The sequence below is a fragment of the Litoribrevibacter albus genome (assembly GCF_030159995.1).
Taxonomy (GTDB): domain Bacteria; phylum Pseudomonadota; class Gammaproteobacteria; order Pseudomonadales; family Litoribrevibacteraceae; genus Litoribrevibacter; species Litoribrevibacter albus.
Window position 1 is genome coordinate 384955 of record NZ_BSNM01000003.1, and the last position, 22017, is coordinate 406971.

Genomic DNA, 22017 nt, shown 5'->3' on the forward strand with positions numbered 1-22017 from the left:
AAAGTCGTGAACTCAACGCGAAATTATATGGCTCCTAGGCGTATCAGGGCGGGATACAAAGTATCCTTGCTATACTCAGTTACGCATTAAATTCAAAAAAGGTGTCGGAAAAGCAATGGCGAATTTTTTAAGACTTTTTCTATCGTCAGCTGTTGGTGTATCGATCACCTTGAATGCGTTTGCAAAGGATTTAGATGTTGCGTTCGGGCAAAATCGCCCGCCATTCATTTTTCAGGAAAGTGGGAAATGGAAAGGTTTGGAGGTGGATATTGTTCAGGAGGCTTTAAGCTATAAAGGACATTCGATCAGAAGTTCGGCACATATGGTTAATAGGCGGCTGGAAATAGCTGTCGCACAGATGGATTATGATGCCGCAGCAGGCGTGCAATATATTGATGATGGAACTTTCTATTCAAACAGTTTTGTTACTTATATTAACTATGCCATTTCCCGAGCAGGTGAGGGTGTAGTAATCAACAGCATTCAGGACTTAACCAAGTATAAGCCTGCGGCTTGGCAGAATGCCTACCGAAATTTAGGATCAGAGTTCGTCAAGTATTATGGGCCAGAATCTGATGGGGACTATTTAAAAGATTACATGGAGTTTGGCAATCAAGAAGCACAGAATGCTTTCTTCTGGGCTGGAAGAGCGAATGTAATTATCGTCGATAAATTCATATTTCTTTGGTATCGCAAGCAACTGGCTAATCAATATAACACTGGCGTCGACTTGGTCTTTCATAAGATCTTTCCAAAAGAAACAAGCTATCAGGTTAACTTTCGAGACAAAAATCTAAGAGATGACTTTAATGAAGGGCTCCAATTTCTTAGAGAAAGTGGTCGGTATCAACAGCTGTTTGATCAGTATATACAGTAATTTGAAGGGCCCTGGAAATCATCTCTTCCTCTGAATGTTTAACATAGCGCTTCATTCTCTGAGAGGGGAATGTCAAAAGGCGATTTTATGATCGCCTTTTAGGTGGTTAGTGTTTATCGACCGTTTTAAAATTGAAGAAATTTATTGGCCAGATCTGGATCTAAAGAGGGCCTTGCTATACCGCCTGGTTGTCCAAAAAATAGATCTGGCTCGCCATTAATGTCTTCTGCTTTTTTACAAAGCGCTTGTGCCGACGTGACTCCGAACATTTGGTGTTTATTCAAAATGATGCCAATGGATAATTTTGCCGCCTTCTTTATGTCTTCATACATGCCTTCTGTATCAAGTTTTTTGGCAACCTGCTGAACCAAAGGTGTTTGTGCATCCATCCACTTTTTAGACAGAGCATTGTATTTGACTGATTCTCCCGACAGTTCATCAGCGCAGGATTCAGACCAGGCGGGGTACATTATAAAGGGGGCGATTTGATAGCCTAAACGTATTGCCAGATACGCTTCCTGCTGTTGCCATTGCCCGTCCAGTTTGGATGTGATTTCACTTTGGCATTGACCTTGTTGATAACGTTTTGTGGCGCGGTTCACTAAATCATAAGCGGAATAGATGTGTTGTGCTGCTCCGGTGTAAAACGCCATATCGTAAAGTTCGGGAAAGGCGTCGGACATCACTTGTGTATTCTTAAAGGAAAGAGCCCAGGACATATTGAAAACATGTTGTCCATTACGATCGGTTAGAAATAGACCCGGTTCAAAGCTGGTTGCAGACAATGCCATACGATTTATCAACGTATTGTCTTGCCCGTAAAAATAAAAATCACTTTTAAGCTTTTTCGGGATAAGAATAGGAGGTTCAGTACAAGCGTCTCGTCCCCAATTAAATTCATTGCTGCTTTCTGACGCTTTATCCATTGGCTTTTGAGAGAGTATATGCGCTACGGTTTGTTTCAGTTGATCAAGGTCGCCTTCAAACGTTTTATACTTACCTTGGTTTAATAGGGCGAAGTTACCTGCAAAGAGGTAGTAGGAATAATCTCTTTGGCCTTCCTGTATCAACTGAAACAAGTAAATGGTGCCGTCGCGTTTCGTTCTGGCAACCATCACGTCTTTTGTTGCAACAAATGATTCGGTAGGGGAGTTTTGTTTTTCACCAATCAGTGCAACGACCTTGTGAAATTCAGCAAGCGCATTTTGATATTTCTCTTGTTCTTCCTTTTTATGTTGTGAGGCTGCCAATGCATTAGCCGCAAGCCGTTTTTTCTCGGCCTCTGCTTTCTCTTGTTTTGATTGCTTTGGTTCCCAGACAGAGGCTCTACACTCTGCTGATTTCTCTTTCCAATACTTTAAAAACGAGCGGTAATCTCGCGTCGAGCTAACATCTTTGGGGTAATAGTCATTGAAGAACACGTTTCCTAAGGAGGGTTGAGCTTTTCCGTTAATTGATATGCTTCTCGCTTCATCCTCACCAAGGTCAATTTCCACTTGCCCATTTTCTTTAAAGTGAATCGCAGGCGTCTCTTTATTTCGCCACACTGAATAAATCTGAGCACTTCGTATATCAATCCGAATGGTTTTATCTTTAATCTTTATTTTCTTCCCCCAAGACCTGCCGGACTCCAAGGCATCTTGTACGTCAGAGATGGTCGAACCGCTGGCATCAACAATTTTATGGGCTTTGAAATCGAGCTTGATGTCGATGTCTGCATCAAACACACAGGTCTCAACTTCTTCGATTTCAACATCGAAGAGAACGTCCAATTTTAGATCGCCATCTTCGCAGCCATAGCTACACTCACCAAATTCACTGACGTCAGCAGTTGAGTCATAACTGTATTTAAATTGGTGAACGTTTGACTCTGCGAGAGCAATAGCGCTTGAAAACGCAAGGAGCAGCAAGGAAATGGCTTTAATCATTGAATATCCTGATTAACGTTGTTGAGTAGTGTTTGTTGTCCAAGTCATGAAAATGTCCGCACTGTCTGACGCAGTTGGATGACGTGGAGATACCATAGCGAACCAGTATAAAGGATATCGGAACCGGTTCGAGAGCTGGTTTACCCTTCGTATACTGAATTATGATGCACTCTAGTGATATATGATGAAACTCCCTTGAGTCGTTATCTGATGTCGAAAGCGAATCTGAAACATGGTTATTGGCATCAAATGAGTATTGGACCGCTAAAAGAGTATAAATTATTTGGTTATACGGGTATTTCTTGTTAGTTGACGTCCGTTGATGATCATCGACTAAGCGTATTCGCCCTGCCTAAATTCATCTGTAATGTCCTTGATATTGGCCTTATTGTTGTCCTAAAAACAAAACTATTCTACATAGTACCCTCTGTTTCTTTACTTGGGGCATCTCCAAAATTGTTGCCAGTTTAATTCTTAATCTGATGCTGTTATGGAGACGACGTATGAAAGCATTAAAGATGATTCAATATGGCGACATTGAGACCAGTCTAAATTTCCAACAAGAAGACAAACCGGAACCTGCTGCTCATGAAGTGTTAATTAAGGTTCATGCAGCCAGTGTTAATCCTATTGATAACAAAATCCTACGAGGTGATTTCAAAGCCTTTTCAAAAGTGAATTTTCCTGCGGGAATTGGTCGAGATGTGAGTGGCGAAGTGGTTGCAGTTGGGCATGCGGTTGCTGGTTTTAAAAAAGGAGATCAGGTGTTTTCCCGTGTGGGTGAAGAGCATGTTGGTACGGTTGCTGAATTTGTCACTGTGGATGCCGATCATCTTGCCAAAAAACCTGAAAATTTATCGCATCAGGATGCTGCGGGCATTCCGCTGGTTGGTCTTACGTCGTATCAAGCGCTGATTAAAATTGCCAAACTCAAGGAAGGTGACAAGATACTGATTCATGCCGGTTCCGGTGGCATTGGTTCAATGGCGATTCAATTAGCAAAATCTTACGGTGCTTATGTCATTACCACCACCAGTACTGAAAATGTTCAATGGGTAAAAGCGTTGGGCGCAGATCAAGTCATTGATTATAAGAAAGAGAACTACCTAGACATGCTGTCGGGCATTGATGTGGTGTTTGATACATTAGGTGGTCAGTACACTCTCGACGCATTTAAGGTGATTAAAGACGGTGGTCGTGTAGTCTCAATTACTGGAGAACTAGACCCGCAAACAGCCAAGGAAATGGGGTTGAATTGGCTAATTCGAAAACTGCTTGGCTTTAAATCACGAGCGATTACTAAAGCAGCTAAACAAAAGGCTGCGCTATACCGTATGGTGTTGATGAAAGCGGATGGTCTGCAACTAGGTGCATTAAGTCAGTTGTATCAGGATGAGATCATTAACCCGGTGATGGATCGCACGTATTCCTTCGAACAAAGCAAAGAGGCATTTGCTTATTTGGCCACAGGCCGGGCAAAAGGCAAGGTTGTCATATCTATGCAAACTGAATCCGCCAATTAAGACAAAGACTAGGGAATGAATCACTCGTTTACACATAGATAGGCTCGAAGAATTATCATTGCAACACGATGAAATGTGTCGAGTGTTTATCACTTCTCAAACCCGCTCAAAAGGCGGGTTTTTGGTTTCTGTGAGAGCCTGATCCATAATTTTTTTGGAGGTGGTGGCTGTTTCTTTATGCTGGCGTTGCTGTTGTTCGATGTTACTGAGGGCAGTGTCAGCATATTCAGCAAGTTCGGCCAGTTGGCAACCGCTTTGTAGCGGTTGCCATTGATGGTGCTGGCTTAAAGCATCTTCTGAAACTTAAAACACGCCATTGTCGTTACGAATATCGCCACCATTCATCAACGAATAGAATCGCATAAAGCCATCCAGTGCTTGAATTGAATCCCAGTGCTCGACAATTTTGCCGTCTTTAATACGCCAGGTATCAATAATATTCATACCTTGTTGATCATTACCTCGATCTTCTTTGTTTAATGTGGCATGAGAATGGAAGGTAATGTATTCGCCATCGGCATAGATGTGTTTTACGTCATAGGTATAGTCTGGGTAATCCTCTACAAACTCTTCTAAAAAGCCAACCAAGCCAGTGACCTTATCAGGAAGATTTCGGTTGTGCTGTACATACGCACCGTCGTTGTAATGTTCGAGAACATAATCGAAGTCATGATTGTTCATCAGCTTCTGAATGAAATCAGTGATTAGTTCAGCGTTCTTCTGTTCTTGCTCTGACCAGTTTGGTTTTTGCAGTGCTTTAAGATCAATCGTCAGCTTGTCGTTGCCTTGAGCAAATAGCGACATGCTTGCCATAAGAAATACTAAGGCAGTGGTTATTTTCTTCATAATGATATCCTCTAATGTTCATGTTGGTTACTAATTTATACTAGAATAAACAAATGTAATTTAATTACAATTAGGCACTTAAATGTTGTTTGGGTACTTGTTTGTCATTAAGGCACATTTTAGTAACCCACATTCAAAACAGAAGGCATGAAGAGGAGAGCGCAGTGGCGGCTAATAAACAGATGGAAAGGCGAACCTTTGAGAATAATGATGAATGCCCAATTCGTAATGTAGTTGCACAAATTGGTGATAAATGGTCGATGCTTATTTTGTTTGCGTTGGTGGATGGTGAGGACAGATTCAATTCGTTGAAATCAAGAGTGATAGGCATATCTCAGCGGATGCTAACTCATACCTTACGCTCTTTAGAGAGGGAAGGGTTTGTCAGCAGAACGGTGTACCCTGAAGTACCTGTTAAAGTAGAGTATGCATTAACAGATTTGGGCCGGGATTTAGTTAAGCCGTTATATCAATTGGTGTCTTGGGCTGACTCTCACCATGAAGAAATTAAATGTGCTCGCAAAGCTTATGACGATAGAGAGTAACCTTTTGGTATTGGCTGAGGCCTGTAACACAAGCTGTTTGCTTTAAGTCTCAGCCAATCTGGAAATAATGCTGTGCATGTTCTCATCAATTTTTAGTCCTTGTTCCATATGAGAAAGGGATTTTTCTATCGCTCCTTGAACCAGTTGAATCAACTGGTTTTCTTGTTCATACGTCAATGACCACTGGTGAATCCCCGTTTCTATTTCCGTGAGAACCTGATCCATAATTTTTTGGGCTGTCTCTTTATGCTGGCGTTGCTGTTGTTCGATGTTACTGAGGGCAGTGTTCGCATCTTCAACAATTTCGGCCAGTTGGCTACCTGCCTTGAGGGAGTTGAGTTTTACTGCAGTCCCTTCAAGTAAGATGGCGATGTGGTCGCGTATTCGACCTCGTTTTTCATCGTCTTCGGGCATATTTTTAATGAGCAATCCAACGTCACCAAATTTAAAAATAGACCGTTGACGATGTTCTTTAATCCGTTCCTTTGCCGACATTCGGGTTAGCAGTTCTTTTTCCAAGGGAGGGAGGTCGCCATTGGAACTTTTGGTGATGGCTTGTTCATCTGAGCCGAGTAATATTGAGTACGCGAGATCGAAGTTATTCAAGGCGTCTGCGACCATGTCTAAAAGCTTGGATCTTGTATTGGCGGTAAAGCTGTTACGTAGGAATTGAAGAACAACGCCTTGCTCCCCAGCGTTAGACATTGCCGTCATTGCGGTTTTTACGGCATAGGTTTTATCGTTTTCGATTTCTTTTTTGGTTTCGCTGTTTTTTATTGCGAGTTTGATTTTGGCGAGTAGGGCGAGTGGTTCAACGGGTTTGATCAGGTAATCACAACCGCCAGCATCGTATCCTGCTAATTTTTCCTCGATGGTGTCGTGAGCTGATACGAAAATGACATCAATATCTCGTGTTTTTGCGTTGTTCTTGAGCTGCCTACAGGTTTCATACCCGTCCATTTCCGGCATAACCACATCCAGTAAAATGATGTCTGGTTTTGCTGCGCTCATTGCCATTTCCATTGCTTTGGCTCCGCTTCTTGCCACGATGACGGCATATTCCTGCTTCAGGTTTTCCATGAGTAAATGAATATCTGATGCTGAGTCATCTACGATCAATATTCGTTTTTTCTTTGCCGTCATGCTTCATCCTCAACTTCTTCCGCCAATATTTGTGTGGCGATATGTCTGGCCTGATCAATATCGAAGTTATCCAGAGTCACTTCTAAGGTTTGTAATGTGCTGCTGATGCTCTCTGTATGGTTCTGTATTCTTAACTGTTTTAGCGTGCTTTGTGCTTCAGAAATATCCGAGTCCAGATAATCAATAAACTTTTGAATCAGAACCTTTTTGGGGGGGAGCTCTGACAATAAGTCTGATTCAACGCTTGGCGCTGAATCTTCTAACCAATCACGCAACTTGAGACTCTCCATACCTGATATTAGCTTTTGGAGGCTGATGTCTAGTTTAGAACAGAGCGTCAGTGCCTCTGGCTTGTTTTTGCTGCGGCAAAGACGCTCAAGGTCTGCGGCCTGCTCATACACTTCGTAGGCGCCCAGATTACCTCCGCTGCCTTTTAATCCGTGGGTTATGGCAGTGCATTCGAGCCACTGATCTTGCTGAATCAGCTGTTTTATTTGAGCGGCTGTGTTTCGATTTGAATCCAGAAAGGTTGTGAGGATGTTTTTATAAACCGACAGATTTCCTTTTAGGCGTTTCATACCTTCTGAAAAATCTAATCCGGGCAGGGTTTCAGCAAATAATTCATACAGCGGTGGCTCGATAAGCGAGGCTGTTCTATCACTGACTTTTTCAGCGTTTAACCATCCTGCCAGGGTGGTAAACAGCTCTTCGTGATCAATGGGTTTGCTGATATGACCATTCATTCCGACATTTATGTAGGTTTGTATATCATCGCTTAAGACGTTAGCGGTCAGTGCCAGAATAGGAAGGGTCGAATAGTGGCCTCCCTTTGCACGTATTTGGCGGGTCGCTTCAAGGCCGTCCATCACCGGCATTTGAATGTCCATAAGAATCAAATCAAAGGGGTCATTTTCCACTCGTTTGATCGCGGTAGCGCCATTATTGACAATGTGGATGTCGAGTCCGCAGTCGGATAAGAGTTCACTGATCACTACCTGATTGATCAGGTTATCCTCAACGACCAGAACTTTCTGGCCTGAGAAACTGTAACAAGAACCACTATCTCTGGATTGAATGTTGGAAGGCAAGTCTGGAGAAAGCGTTTCTTTACCTATCGCGCTGGCAATAGCGTTGTATAAGTCGATTTGTCTGACTGGTTTTTTTAGCCAGCCCTGAATATCAGAAATATCTGGTTTTCTCTGCATGGAAGAAATAATGATCAGACTGGTGTTAGCTATGTCTGGGTTGTTCCTGATTTCTTTGACCAGTTGTGAGCCATCCATTTCAGGCATCTGCATATCAATGAGTGCAACTGTATATGGCTGACCAGATTCGGCCGCGTTCTCAAGTAGTCGCAAAGCTTCCATAGCGTTATTCGTGGTGTCCAGTTTATCTGGCTGCCAGGGCTCGATAATTTTGGAATGGACTTTAATGCTGACGGGGCTGTCGTCGACAATGAGGATTCGTTCGCCTTCTAGAGTCATTATTTCCTGTTGTGGGGCGACTTTAGTAATGACAGGCAGTTCGACTTTAAAATAGAACTCGGAACCTTCATTTTTCTTGCTGGTAACATCTATGGTGCCACCCATCGCATGAACCAGGTGTCGGCAAATTACCAGCCCTAATCCTGACCCTCCATACTGCCGACTGTGGGAGCTATCAACCTGGGAGAAGGGTTTGAAGAGATACTCCTGTTGTTTGGGACTGATGCCAATGCCAGTGTCTTTCACCTCGAAGCATATGCCATCAGGATCTTGATGAACTGTGAAAGATACTTCGCCGTGATCGGTGAATTTTATTGCATTGTTTAGAAGATTGATCAGCACTTGGCTGAGTCGGGTAGGGTCACCTTCTACCCGGTAGGGTAAGGCCGAATCAAAATTACAGTTAAATTGCAGCATTTTTTCTTCCGCTGCATTCACGAGTAAGGTGGCCGTTTCTTCTAGCAGTTCTATCAGGTTGAATTCAATGGTTTCGAGGGTTAGTTTACCCGCTTCAATTTTCGAGAAGTCCAGAATGTCGTTAATAACGGAGAGTAACAGATCACTGGAGGTGGACGCGGTCTTAATGAAGTGTATCTGGTGTTCGTTCAGTTCTGTTTTACGCAGTAGATGAAGCATTCCCATGATGCCATTCAGAGGTGTTCTGATTTCGTGACTCATATTGGCTAGAAATTGGGACTTCGCTTTATTCGCTTTGATGGCATCGTCGCGCGCATTTTCCAGTTCTTGGGTACGAAGTTTTACTCTTTCCTCCATGAACGCAATCGACTGCTCCAGCTTGAGATTGATGGTATGTAACTCAAGGCTTTTCTTTTCAAGTAATGACTCGGCCATTAAACGAGCGCGTTTTTCCCTTTCGTATCGCTTTTGCCACTTGTTGTCTTGATCATCCATAGTTAGAGCACTTTTATTTTGAAGATACCGTTATTTTGAAGATGCTTTGATAAAGCCCTTGATCGACACTGTCTTCCCGGGTTATCTCAAGGATTTGATTATAGAATTCAGCGCTTCCTACAATCAGCCCCTGAGCCAGATCCGCCAGATTTCTGCTGGATTGATAAATAAAGATCGACTCCCCGTTCTGCGAGGATTCATGCTTGAAGGTAGGCAGTTCAGAATCAGGGTAGAGCTTGCGAACTTCCACGTGAATGTGTTCTTCGACTTCTTTAAGAAGGCTCAACGCAGAATCACAATTCGTATAAAAATCAGAAAACTTTTCGGAAAAGGTTCGGGCAAGGTATTGGCCGAATTTATGAAGCCATTCGTTAACAGGGCACTGACTTATTTCACTTAACTTAGTAATCAGTTCAACCAACTCCTGGTAATCATAGGTGCCTACAGAGGTATAGGCTCCGCCAGATGCTGTGTTGGTTAACTCAATGAGCTGATCCACCATGTCGAGGTCATACTGCTCCTCAACCATGTTAAAAAACTCTGTGAATACAATCCCTTTCATAATTCCCGTCCACCGGTCAGGTTTTATTCATGCATGGTCTTGTTAATTGAGTGTCTTACTGTTGGCCATTTGATCGTTGGTTTCAGTGTAGTCGGAATGACCAGTTTATAAAGTCCGGTTTCTGGATCGCTTCATTCAGGAATCTGAGTGATGGATTTACTAGCTGAGATTAGGCTGGCACTAGTGTTCGGGGATGGGCAGGGTCTATTAGCGTGGTGAATTCACGGATACCACAGCAGCTGACAGGTTGAATAAGATCGCTGGTTTGCGATCTTATTCATTCGTCGAAGGCAGGCGTGTCTTATGCTTTCTTAACAAACTGAGATTTCAGCATCATGTCGCCGGCACCATCAACTTTACAGTCAATGTCATGGTCGCCATCTACAAAGCGTTTGATAGTTGCTTTGGTGCCGATCTTCAAAACGGTTGAGCTGCCTTTTACTTTAAGGTCTTTAATCAGCGTTACTTTATCGCCTTCGCTCAGCAGGGTTCCATTAGCGTCTTTCAGGATCAACGCATCTTCGTCCACGGCGGCTTCATTCGGGTTCCACTCGTTCGCACACTCCGGGCAAATCAGCATGTCCTGGTCTTGATACACGTATTCAGACTGACATTTAGGGCAAGGAGGCAAAGTAGAAGTCATGCTGTTCTCTCTTATATGGATTAGAAAGGCGCACATTATACATGGTTTTTATGAAATCTTGGACAAAATTGAAAACAGATAAGGATCTGTTTTCAATGATGGGCACTGTCTTGAGTATTGATAATCTAGCCAGAGTTTCCCTAGAGTTCGTTGGAGGGCCGTTTAGGTTTAATCTGGCAGAATCCTTGAGGTGGCACATCGAGTGCAGCATTGAATTTACTGGATAGGTTTTGAAAGGAAATAATTGCCGTTAATTCGATGATCTCATCTTCCGAGAAATACTGTTCTAACCAATGTCGGTCATGATCAGTGACCTGACGGTCGGAATAGGTGATTGCTTCTCCGTAATTCAATGCCGCCTTTTCTTTGTCTGAGAATTGATTGCTGTCCCTAAAGGTTTCCAACTCATCTAATTGTTGTTCACTGTTGCCCCGACGCGATACCATCATTGAATTGATGTCGACACAAAAAGCGCAGTGATTAATTTGTGAGATTCGGACAGTAAGCAGTGAGCGCAACGCCGGTGAAATAGGGGAGCTTTTTCGATCCAGAGCTCCGTAAAGTAATGCGACTGCGGTAAATACCTTGGGTGATCTGCCCCAGAGTTTTCCAGGCTCTAATACTTCCCCATAGCGACGCTTTTGATTCCGGAAAAACAGACGAACATACCAAGGGTATTGGGATAACGCTTTTGGTTTAATCCAGCCGGAAGTCATTTGTCGTTTCTCCTGGGCGTCAATCTTGGTGAGCATCGGTATCGTTATGAGGATGGGGTGTTTTCTCCAGTAAATAGTGTACCAACGCATTTAAATCCCGATCAGACATTTGCCATCTTGGCATTAGCTCATCAAGTGCTTCTCCATCAGGACGAATGCCTTCCACAATTGCTCGTTTCAATGAACGTTCATCGTATGTTTCATGATGATGGCCATCTCCGCTGTGATCACCTGACAACGCATGGGCTGTTAATGCCGGGGCTGTTTCCCAAAACCAGGGCCACATGCGTTGGCCTCCTTGCCGATCCGGGCCGTGACAGGTAGCACAACTGCCTCCGTGCATTTGCATGTGATGATGGCCACCGACGGCTTGTATTGGGCTGTTAGAGTCAGACTGGCCGGTCAGATAAATGCGTTCTCCAGTGCTTTGATAGCTCGATTTACTGTAGTCCGTCATATGAGAGTGCATGGAATCAGAGCAACTACTCAGTGCAACAGCTGCCGCAATTACGAATAGAGCTTTCATATCGTTGTCTCCCTTACCTGTATTCAAACTTCAATGATTATAAAGAGTTATAGCGAATAGTGCGGATAAAAGAGATGAAAACTTATCGGCATTTGGATGTTTTCACTATATTTACCTGATCTCTGGTCTTTTTACTTTTCAAAAACCGGCAGATTTTCTTGATATGCCAATCTGGATGTATGTTATGCCAATAGCAAATTGTGTTGTGAATAAGGATTTCATAGAGCAGGTCGATGAGACCTATGGCTTAGTTGAACTTTGGGCAGACGCATCCAGTAAATCCTCTGAACACATGACAATGAATATTGTTTATAGCGATGAACAGTATGGCAACCGGTATGCTGTCATGGCTCATTTATTCTTACCGACACTGTGGTCGGCGGAAGAGGTTTCGTCACTGCAACTGGGGTTGGCTAAAGCGCTTGCCTGTTATTTTCAGACGCCTCTTAATGACATTCATGTTATTACCACAAGCGTTGTATCTGGCATGGTTGTGGAGCAGGGGAAGGAAGTCATCTGGTAATAGATGTCCTCTGGCGGTAATTATGAATAGCTGATATCCGTAAGTTGAACCCATTGGTTATGCTTACGGATATCATAGCTGAAGCGAAGAAGGTAAGTGTTTAAAGGATGTGGTTATCTCTTGGATAGCCACATCCTTCTTTGACCTTTCAGGTTAGATGACCATCATCTTTTCACTCCTGATTTACGGGACTGCAGCTCAAGCTGTGAACGACGCCTAGATTGCAGAATCAGCAATCCAAGCAATATCAGAAGCCCATTACCGATGGCACCGCCGCCGCTTCCTTTGCTGAATATTGAACGACTGCTGTCTTCTACACTCGCGCTAAGAGCTCCAACACCGCCCGGATCTTCCACACTGCCATTGGTCAATTGATCTGAATCGTTAGGTCCGCCATCTTCGATGGTTAACTCAACACACCAGTGACCTGTGGTCAATCCTGGCTGGTATTCACTGCTACCAGGAGGAGGGCAGAAACCTGATTCACCCGGAGCAGAAGCCAGTGCGTTATTGGCATCTTCTACAAAGGTAAACCAGCTGCCTTGATGGAACTTACGATAGACCGGGTTTTCCGGTATCGCTTGTCGCTGCGGAATAACGACTTTAACGCTGTCTCCCTCTTGCGGAAGTTCACTGACAACAAAGTCAAAATAGCCACCAACATTGCTGATATTGTCGTTCGGAATCGTTGACTCAGTTTGAATGTCATCGTTGCTGAGACCTGCACCATCGGCACCATTATTTAGGGCCAGGCTGCCAATAGCCAGTTGGACACCAGGATCGGCTTCAATCAGGAAGACACTTCCATCGGTGATGTTTTCGTTAAGTACGTTCGGAAGAGGGACGCTATCCAGGTAATTAGGCTGACCATCCCCATCGCTGTCGGCGAATCCTTCTTCTGAATCAGGAATTGAGTCGCCGTCAGAATCCGAATCGTCAGAGAGAACTGGTACCGCTGGAATAACAAGGAACTGAACATGACTTGATTTGACGAGTGGTGGATTACCGCTGTCAGTGACTGTCACCGTTGCCTTATAGACTCCTGGGGTGAGGCTGGCTGGGTTCAGCGTCGCCAGGCTTTCATTCGTGCCCGTAACGCTTGCTTGTGGGAAGCTCCAGTCATAGGTATGGGTGTCATCCGGGTTCGGATCAAATACATTGGCCGTGAAGCTGACGTCTCCTCCATCCTGGGCAACAATTCTGACCTCGCTTGCCTCTTGTTCAACAGAGATGGTTATTTGAGGGGGCACATTCTGTTCGACGATGGTCGCGGTATGGGTATCTTTAATACCGAAGTTACCTTCACCACTCAGTTGAGCAACAATGGTTTCATTACCTTCGTTGATGTTGTCTTTCACTACCGTAAAGGTGATCGTTTGTTCGACGGCTTGATCATCAAACACAACGGTATCGGCCACCAAATCATGATCCGCCTCGGTTGCAGTACCTGAAACTGTATAAGCAACGTTGAATGGATAAACCGGGGCTGTGCCATTAAGAACGATTCTGAATTGAGTAGATCCGCCTTCACCTATTTGCTGATCTTTACTCAGTGAAATGAGAGGGAACACTCTTAGCGTTTGTTCTGCTTGAACGCTATTACCCGCCGCATCCGTAGCACTCCAACTGAGTACATGCACACCAGGGGCTAGAGGAGTTTGGTCACTCTCCAAGGTAGCTGTAACCACACCATCCAATCCGTCAATTGCTTCAGGTGGTGTCAGTGTTGGGAACTCGGTAAACAAGCCAGTGGCATTGATATCCAATGCGGCAAGCGCGCTGAAGACTGGCGGGTAGTCATCCGCAAGCGGGTTAGTGTTCTGGGTTTGTTCTTCCAGGTTGGTAACACCGTCACCGTCTGCATCCCCATTCGCATCACTGCTGTCCAGAGGATTGAAGTTGTTTGCCAGTTCAAACTCATCGGTCATACCGTCATTGTCGTCATCGCTATCTAACGCATCGGAAACACCGTCTCTGTCGGTATCTGCTTCAACGTTAATGCTGAATGAAGCCAGTGAGGTATTGGCGCTGCCATCTGAAACCGTAAGCACTATGTCGCTGTAGGTGCCTACGATTGCGGTGGAGCCTGTTAACGTACCGGTTGCAGCGTCAAGTGTGAGCCAGTTTGGTAGATTGGTTGCAGTGACCGTTAATGCATCTGCTTCAACATCACCCAGTGTAGGTGTAAAGCTGTAGCTCTCGTCCTGCACAATGTCTGTGGTAGGTGTACCACTGATGGTTGGGGCATCATTCACTGACAAGACGGTGATATCCACAGTGACCGTATCTGAACTTTCACTGCTGTCGTCCAATACGCTGTAGGTAAAGCTATCAGAGCCGTTGAAATCAGTATTAGGAGTATAGGTTTGCGTACCGTCACCGTTATCAGTAAGGGACCCGTTACTGACATTCGTTACGATAGAAACAGAAGTCACATCTAACGTGCCATCTACATCCATGTCATTACTGAGGATATCCAGAACGGATGGCGTATCTTCATCGATGCTATAGCTGTCAGCGTTAGCTAAAGGCGCATCATTGACCGCTTGAACGGTCAGAGTGACGGTTCCTGGAGATGACCACTCACCCTGATTATCCTGAACGCGATAGGTTAGGGTGTCTTCACCATTGAAATCACTGTTTGGCGTATATTCGATGGCACCGCTGGTGGTGTTGACTACGGTTGTACCACTCGAAGGCGCGGTCACTACTTCGACGCTGGTGGCATCAAGGGTACCATCGACATCGCTGTCATTACCTAACACATTGATGGTATGGGCCACATCTTCCAGCAGTGTTGCCGTATCGTTCACTGCAACCGGTGCATCATTAATGCTGGTAACGGTCACAGTGATTGTTGCCGCATTTGAGGTGCCATCCGCATCGTCTTTAACGGTATAGGTGAAGGTGTCGCTTCCGTTAAAATCGGCTGATGGGGTATAGCTGATTTCACCCGTCGTTGCATCCACACTTGTGGCGCCATTGGTCGGGCTGGTTTGAACTGACACAGTCGTAGCATCAATAGTTCCGTCTATGTCGCTGTCATTGGTCAGAACATTTATGACGACAGAACTGTCTTCATCAACGGTGGCAGAGTCATCTGTCGCGGTTGGAAGGTCATTAACACTGGTAACATTGATGGTTACAGTTGCGGTATTAGAGGTTGCGCCATTACCGTCTTCAATGGTGTAGGTAAAGGTATCTGAACCATTGAAGTCTGTATTTGGTGTGTAGTCCACCTGACCGCTATTTACTACCGCAGATCCTTCGCTTGGACTGCTAATAATAGTGATGGTGGATGAATCAACGGCATCGCCACTATCCACATCGGTATCGTTACTGGCAACATCAATGGTCAGAGGTGTGTCTTCAGGGGTGCTGACCAGATCTGCAACGGCCACCGGCGCGTCATTGACTGCATTCACGGTGATGGTAACCGTAGCCGCCGATGAAGCCAGACTGCTGTTGTCTTCAACGGTATAAGTGAAGCTATCCGTGCCATTGAAGTCACTATTCGGCGTATAGGTAATAACCCCTGTGCCCGTATTCACACTGGTGCTGCCGTTTGAAGGATTACTGGTGACAGTAACGCTTGCAGCATTAAGGCTGCCATCTTCATCCGAATCGTTACTCAACACATTGATTGCTACCGCATCTTCCTCATTGGTAGAGCTGGTGTCATTGACCGCAGTAGGCTGAAGATTGGTTGTAGTGAAGTTCAGCGTCGTTGTATCAGATATCCCTGAATACTTGTTACCTATGCTGTCTTCAAAGGCATCCGAACCAATTTGAACATAGTAGCTGTGTGATGCGTTCAAGTTTGTCGCTAAGGTCACAGTGACTTCGGCGCTGTTGATGTTCACTTGTCCAGAATTGCTGTCATTGCTTTCAATCAGACTGTCATCACTTGCATCATAGACCGCAATCGCTAGATTGCCGCTGCTCCCGGCCGTTACTGTTTCATTGAAGGTCAACGTCAGATTCGTATCGTAGCGTGCGGTGGTGGAACCGTCGGCTGGTGAACTACTGCTTAGACTAGGTCCGTTGGTATCCAACGTAGAGGTATCCGTCACAGCCGTGGCAGCATTGCCAGAAGTATCAGTCACCGTGACCGACAAGGTGAGAGTACCATCCGATAAGCCACTGAGATCAAGGCCGGTAATTTGATCGGTTGCCGATGCCAGCGTTCCGGTGCCGGTGACATTGGTGCCACCGCCCGAGGAACTGATGGTGTAGCTGTAACCCGCCCCGACTTCGCCGCCAGCGAAGGTGAAGCTTTGGCTGGAGGCTTCGGTATTGTTGATCGTTGTGTCGTCAAAGCTGACGCTGTGGCCGCTTGGCGAGGTTGCATCCAGCGTGGCTGTGTCAGTCACGGCCGTGGCGGCATTACCTGCGGTGTCGGTTACTGTGACAGACAAGGTGAGGGTGCCATCCCCTAAGCCGGACAGATCCAGCCCGGTGATTTGATCGGTTGCCGTGCCTAAGGTGCCGGAACCGGTGACATTGGTGCCACCTCCGGAGGAACTGATGGTATAGCTGTAACTGGCACCGACTTCACCACCCGTAAAGGTGAAGCTTTGACTCGATGCTTCAGAATTATTAATGGCGCTGTCATCGAAGGAGACTGAGTGACCCGTGGCGGCTGTGGTATCGAGCGTCGACGTATCGGTAACGGCCGTGGCTGTGTTACCGGCTGCATCCGTGACGACCACCGATAGTGTCAGTGTTCCATCACCAAGGCCCGATAAATTGAGGCTGGCAATCTGATCGGTGGCCGTTGCGAGGGTACCGGAACCGGTGACATTGGTTCCGCCGCCGGAAGAACTGATGGTATAGCTATAACCTGCACCCACTTCGCCATCCGTAAAGGTAAAGCTTTGATTCGATGCTTCTGACGCGTTAATGGCGCTGTCATCGAAAGCGACGCTGTGACCATTTTCAGCGGTCGTATCCAGGGTCGCAGTATCAGTGACTGCCGTGGCAGCATTGCCAGAAGTATCAGTCACCGTGACCGACAAGGTGAGAGTACCATCCGATAAGCCACTGAGATCAAGGCCGGTAATTTGATCGGTTGCCGATGCCAGCGTTCCGGTGCCGGTGACATTGGTGCCACCGCCCGAGGAACTGATGGTGTAGCTGTAACCCGCCCCGACTTCGCCGCCAGCGAAGGTGAAGCTTTGGCTGGAGGCTTCGGTATTGTTGATCGTTGTGTCGTCAAAGCTGACGCTGTGGCCGCTTGGCGAGGTTGCATCCAGCGTGGCTGTGTCAGTCACGGCCGTGGCGGCATTACCTGCGGTGTCGGTTACTGTGACAGACAAGGTGAGGGTGCCATCCCCTAAGCCGGACAGATCCAGCCCGGTGATTTGATCGGTTGCCGTGCCTAAGGTGCCGGAACCGGTGACATTGGTGCCGCCACCTGACGAACTGATGGTATAGCTGTAACTGGCACCGACTTCACCTCCTGCAAAGGTAAAGCTTTGACTGGATGCTTCTGAATTATTAATAGCGCTGTCATCGAAACTCACACTATGCCCCGTGGCGGCTGTGGTATCGAGCGTCGACGTATCGGTCACGGCCGTTGCCGTATTACCCGCAGCATCGGTAACAACCACCGATAGTGTCAGTGTTCCATCACCAAGGCCCGATAAATCGAGGCTGGCAATCTGATCAGTAGCCGTTGCGAGGGTACCGGAACCGGTGACATTAGTTCCGCCGCCAGAGGAACTGATGGTATAGCTATAACCTGCACCCACTTCGCCACCCGTAAAGGTAAAGCTTTGATTCGATGCTTCTGACTCGTTAATGGCGCTGTCATCGAAAGCGACGCTGTGACCATTTTCAGCGGTCGTATCCAGGGTCGCAGTATCCGTCACAGCCGTGGCAGCATTGCCAGAAGTATCTGTCACTGTGACCGACAAGGTGAGAGCACCATCCGATAAGCCACTGAGATCAAGGCCGGTAATTTGATCGGTTGCCGATGCCAGCGTTCCGGTGCCGGTGACATTGGTGCCACCGCCCGAGGAACTGATGGTGTAGCTGTAACCCGCCCCGACTTCGCCGCCAGCGAAGGTGAAGCTTTGGCTGGAGGCTTCGGTATTGTTGATCGTTGTGTCGTCAAAGCTGACGCTGTGGCCGCTTGGCGAGGTTGCATCCAGCGTGGCTGTGTCAGTCACGGCCGTGGCGGCATTACCTGCGGTGTCGGTTACTGTGACAGACAAGGTGAGGGTGCCATCCCCTAAGCCAGACAGATCCAGCCCGGTGATTTGATCGGTTGCCGTGCCTAAGGTGCCGGAACCGGTGACATTGGTGCCACCTCCGGAGGAACTGATGGTATAGCTGTAACTGGCACCGACTTCACCTCCCGCAAAGGTGAAGCTTTGACTGGATGCTTCGGAATTATTAATGGCGCTGTCATCGAAGGAGACTGAGTGACCCGTAGGCGCGGTAATATCGATTGTGAAAGACGTTGCCGTCAAAACGTTACTGGCATTTCCGGCGCTATCTGTCACGGTCACAGTACAATCACTGTATGTGCCTGCAGCGAGAGCTGTGCTGTTATCGGTTTGAGTAAGCGTAATGGTGTTATTACCGGAAGACACTGCGCCTTCATCACCACTGCCACAGCTGCCACCAACGGTGAGGGTGCCTGCTTCAGTGGTAGAGAAGGTAAGATTTGGTGTGGTGTCATTTCCTGGCGTCGTGACCGCTGTCACTTCCGCCACAGTCGGTGCTACTGCATCCACCAACACGGCGGTAAGGCTGCCAACCGAGTTGAGCGTTGTGTTTGCATTATTGCCAGCAGCATCCTGAAGTGTGCCTGAATTTGGATCCAGTGTGGCGCTGAGGCTGATACCGTCGGAATCCTCATCACCTGAGACGACGGTATGACGGAATACCAAGGCACTTGAACCACTGCCTGATAGGTAGCTGGCATAACGGGTGGTTGAGCCTATGGTTAAAGTCAGACGAGGTGTACCACCGCCGGTATTCACGGTGATGTTCTCATTGAAATTGACGGTGAAGTCCAGATTACTGCCCGCAGTATAAGTCGCATTCGCTGGAACACTGACAGATGTAACGGAGGGGGCTAAATCGTCATTGATTACGGTACCTGATCCATTGGTTACCGCAGAGGTTGCTCCCATTTGGCTTCCTGTACCACTGACGGTGAGATCTGTGTCGCCATCGACACTTAATATCACTGTATTGCCGTCGGTCATGCCACTGGTGGTGTTGTAGTACCCGTTGACGGTATAGGTTTCACTGGCTCCGTCAGCCACTGAAATGCTGAGGCTGCTGAAGGTAATGGTATCAGAGCCTGCGTTATAAACGCCTGTTACATTGGAAGCATCGCTTCCATTTAACCGCCATGTAATATTCCCTCTTTCGGTATCACTGCTGGTTCCGGTGACATTGACGACAATGGACGAAACAGCCAAGGCCGAGCCATCCGCAGTGCCGCCATCACTGATTGTGAAGTCAAAGAGATCAACAGCTTCGCCAACAGTGTCCGCCGACAGGTTCAGTGTTACTGGCTCAGACACCCCGCCGGCAGCGGTCAAATCTCCGTCCGAATCCGGTACTAATCCTGTCATCTGGCTGCTATTTACGGTCGATAATCCCCCAGAACTGGCCTGAAGGTTGAAGGTTTCCGATGACCCGCCGGAAGCCGTATAGGTAATACTGAGACTGGTAAAGGTGGATACACCCGATGACGGAGTAATCGATACTGTGGCTCCATTACCGTCGGTATCGCCTGTGCCTGTCATGGTGGCCGAGCCTGCACCATTCACTTCTGCCAATGTAATGTCAGTGGAGTAGCCGGTATCCACCACATTATTAGCATCCTGAGCTGAAACAACAGGTACAGTGGTGAATGCAGTGGCTTGACCACTGCCTACCGTTAATGGAACGGGTTGGGTATCGAACACCAGCTTGGTGGCCTGAACATCGGAGGTGACTGAATTTGAAGTGCCGTTAGTCAGGCCGGTGGCCGAAGCCGTCAGAGTAAAATTCTCCTGATCCGCAGTGGCGGTATAAGTTAGGTTACTAAACGTTGCAACACCGCTTGTCGGTGATAACGTGGTCGTGCCGCTCAAAGTGCCGCTACTGGCTTCAGACACTGTGATGTCGCTGGAAAAATCCACGTCCACATTACTGTTGGCGTCTGTGGCTTTTACCACTGGTTGGGTACTCAAAACAGACCCTGAGGTAGAACCAGACGGCTGAGTTGTGAAGACTAATTTTGTGGCCGTCACATCCAGGGTGGTTCCCGTACCATTATTAACAGCACTCTGGCTGCCAGCCATCTGAGAATTGGAACCACCAACCGTAAAAGTAGTATCACCATCCACACTTAAGATGACGGTATGGTCTTCGGTCACCCCTGTTGGGTCATTGTAGTATGCGTTGATGGTGTAGGTCTCATTGCCGCCATCTGCCACAGAGATACTTAACGAGGAAAAGGTGATGCGGTCGGTCCCTGAGTCATAACTCCCCACAACATTAGAGGCATCGTTACCGTTAAGGCGCCAGGTGATATTGCCACGTTCGACATCGGTGCTGGTACCGCTGACACTGACATAGAGCTCCGATATGGTAAGTGGCAAGGTATCGCCACTGCCACCATCGGTAATAGTGAAATCGAAGACGTTCACAGCTTCCCCAGTGGTGTCGACGGTGGTGTTGAGTCCCACGGGTTCACTGACCGTTCCTGAAGCGGTGACGGTGCCGTCATTGTCCGGCGAACTGGTTGTAAAATTAACTAACGTCGCAGAGGCCTGAAGGTTAGGGCTTCCTTCATCATCTTGAGCAACCACATACAGATCATAGGCTGTGCCCGATGACAGCCCGGAAAACGCTTGGCTCCCCGTAGTGCCTGAGGTTGCAAAGCTACCGCTTTTCAATGCAGCCCCACCGCCACTGTCTTGCCCGGCTTTTACCTGAGAAGCACTTGGTGCTCCAGCACCATCGGCCACAACAACGTAGTAAGCGGTCCCTTCTTCATCGAGATCGACTGAGACTGTGGCACCCGTCAGGGTGATACTACTGACAGACGGTGTTGAATTTTGAAAGGTAGGAGCGGTGGTATCGCCGGCGGAAGTACAGTCGTTGGTGCTCGGATACCAAACGCCACCCGCAGTGGAACACTCGACGATACTTAGGCCGGTAGTACAAAAACCTGATACAAAACATGAAGATGCGAATACCTTACGAACCCCTGGCTCAATAGCACGCTTTTCTGCCTGTCCATCCAATAAACCTTGTTGTGCCAGAAACTCTGTGACTCGCGTATTCGAAGTTGGCTCGCTTTCTTTTTTCGCCCATTTACTACCATATGCGGCAAACGGGGTATTGATGTTATTGGCATCTTCGGAGCGTTTGTTTACTTCAGCTTGAGTATATTCGACTTCAACTTTACCACGACTTCGGCTTCCTCGGCTGGCACTGGCCCATACCGGAGTGCCAATCATTACTGCAGGTATGACCGCTGCAACCATATTACGCTTTTTCATTTTAGATCTTCCGTGTAGTCGTATAAGTGTTGAATGTGAGGGCTGTTTACATCGCGTTACCGTGAGCAGATCGGGAAAGATCCCGTTCGGGGGGACTCCCATGGCATCAATCTGGTTAAGGTGATATTTGAATGTGATATCGGATACAGGTTGGCCTGTATTGAAGGCAAATATGAACAGAAAAGTAATTTATACGACCGCACTGAGTCGTATGAAGGCTGTCTTGATGGTCCATTCATATTACATCGCTTGCTCATCAACATCGATCCATGTT

The 22017-nt window shown here is 46.9% G+C and carries 13 protein-coding genes; 4 read left to right on the top strand and 9 right to left on the bottom strand.

Annotation, left to right across the window (positions count from 1 at the left end; all coding sequences use genetic code 11):
- Window positions 1-115 precede the first annotated feature (115 nt).
- Entirely contained in the window at window positions 116-877 is a 762-nt protein-coding gene (locus QQL66_RS03540) for a substrate-binding periplasmic protein (RefSeq protein ID WP_284378830.1), read from the top strand.
- A 125-nt stretch (window positions 878-1002) separates the two neighbouring features.
- On the opposite strand, the gene QQL66_RS03545 is transcribed toward QQL66_RS03540, so the two are convergent.
- Window positions 1003-2805, bottom strand: a complete 1803-nt coding sequence (locus tag QQL66_RS03545; protein WP_284378833.1) for a hypothetical protein — start codon at window positions 2803-2805, stop codon at window positions 1003-1005.
- Window positions 2806-3308: 503 nt separating this feature from the next.
- Between QQL66_RS03545 and QQL66_RS03550 the strand changes: the two genes are divergently transcribed.
- Complete coding sequence (locus QQL66_RS03550; protein ID WP_284378835.1) at window positions 3309-4328, top strand: NADP-dependent oxidoreductase; 1020 nt, start codon at window positions 3309-3311, stop codon at window positions 4326-4328.
- A gap of 303 nt (window positions 4329-4631) precedes the next feature.
- On the opposite strand, the gene QQL66_RS03555 is transcribed toward QQL66_RS03550, so the two are convergent.
- Window positions 4632-5174: a nuclear transport factor 2 family protein gene (locus tag QQL66_RS03555; protein WP_284378838.1), complete on the bottom strand. Its 543-nt coding sequence runs from the start codon at window positions 5172-5174 to the stop codon at window positions 4632-4634.
- 164 nt (window positions 5175-5338) lie between these two features.
- Here QQL66_RS03555 and QQL66_RS03560 point away from each other — a divergent pair, with 164 nt between their 5' ends.
- The gene (locus QQL66_RS03560) at window positions 5339-5719 is read left to right on the top strand and encodes a winged helix-turn-helix transcriptional regulator (RefSeq protein WP_348524830.1); all 381 of its coding nucleotides are present in this window, start codon (window positions 5339-5341) and stop codon (window positions 5717-5719) included.
- Window positions 5720-5761: 42 nt separating this feature from the next.
- On the opposite strand, the gene QQL66_RS03565 is transcribed toward QQL66_RS03560, so the two are convergent.
- From QQL66_RS03565 to QQL66_RS03590, 6 genes are all read right to left on the bottom strand, one after another.
- Window positions 5762-6862, bottom strand: a complete 1101-nt coding sequence (locus QQL66_RS03565) for a response regulator (protein WP_284378841.1) — start codon at window positions 6860-6862, stop codon at window positions 5762-5764.
- Entirely contained in the window at window positions 6859-9258 is a 2400-nt protein-coding gene (locus QQL66_RS03570) for a hybrid sensor histidine kinase/response regulator (protein WP_284378843.1), read from the bottom strand. The genes QQL66_RS03565 and QQL66_RS03570 overlap by 4 nt, the downstream gene beginning before the upstream one ends.
- Before the next feature lie 13 nt (window positions 9259-9271).
- Complete coding sequence (locus tag QQL66_RS03575; protein ID WP_284378844.1) at window positions 9272-9820, bottom strand: heme NO-binding domain-containing protein; 549 nt, start codon at window positions 9818-9820, stop codon at window positions 9272-9274.
- Between the two features lie 301 nt (window positions 9821-10121).
- On the bottom strand, window positions 10122-10463 hold the full coding sequence (locus tag QQL66_RS03580) for a zinc ribbon domain-containing protein YjdM (RefSeq protein WP_284378847.1): 342 nt from the start codon (window positions 10461-10463) through the stop codon (window positions 10122-10124).
- A gap of 140 nt (window positions 10464-10603) precedes the next feature.
- Window positions 10604-11179, bottom strand: a complete 576-nt coding sequence (locus QQL66_RS03585; protein ID WP_284378848.1) for a carboxymuconolactone decarboxylase family protein — start codon at window positions 11177-11179, stop codon at window positions 10604-10606.
- Between the two features lie 19 nt (window positions 11180-11198).
- A complete protein-coding gene (locus tag QQL66_RS03590) occupies window positions 11199-11705 on the bottom strand; it encodes a c-type cytochrome (RefSeq protein WP_284378851.1) in 507 nt (168 codons plus the stop codon).
- 184 nt (window positions 11706-11889) lie between these two features.
- Here QQL66_RS03590 and QQL66_RS03595 point away from each other — a divergent pair, with 184 nt between their 5' ends.
- Window positions 11890-12228, top strand: a complete 339-nt coding sequence (locus QQL66_RS03595; RefSeq protein ID WP_284378853.1) for a hypothetical protein — start codon at window positions 11890-11892, stop codon at window positions 12226-12228.
- Between the two features lie 164 nt (window positions 12229-12392).
- Here QQL66_RS03595 and QQL66_RS03600 read toward each other — a convergent pair whose 3' ends face one another.
- Complete coding sequence (locus QQL66_RS03600; protein WP_284378854.1) at window positions 12393-21743, bottom strand: beta strand repeat-containing protein; 9351 nt, start codon at window positions 21741-21743, stop codon at window positions 12393-12395.
- Between the last annotated feature and the right edge of the window lie 274 nt (window positions 21744-22017).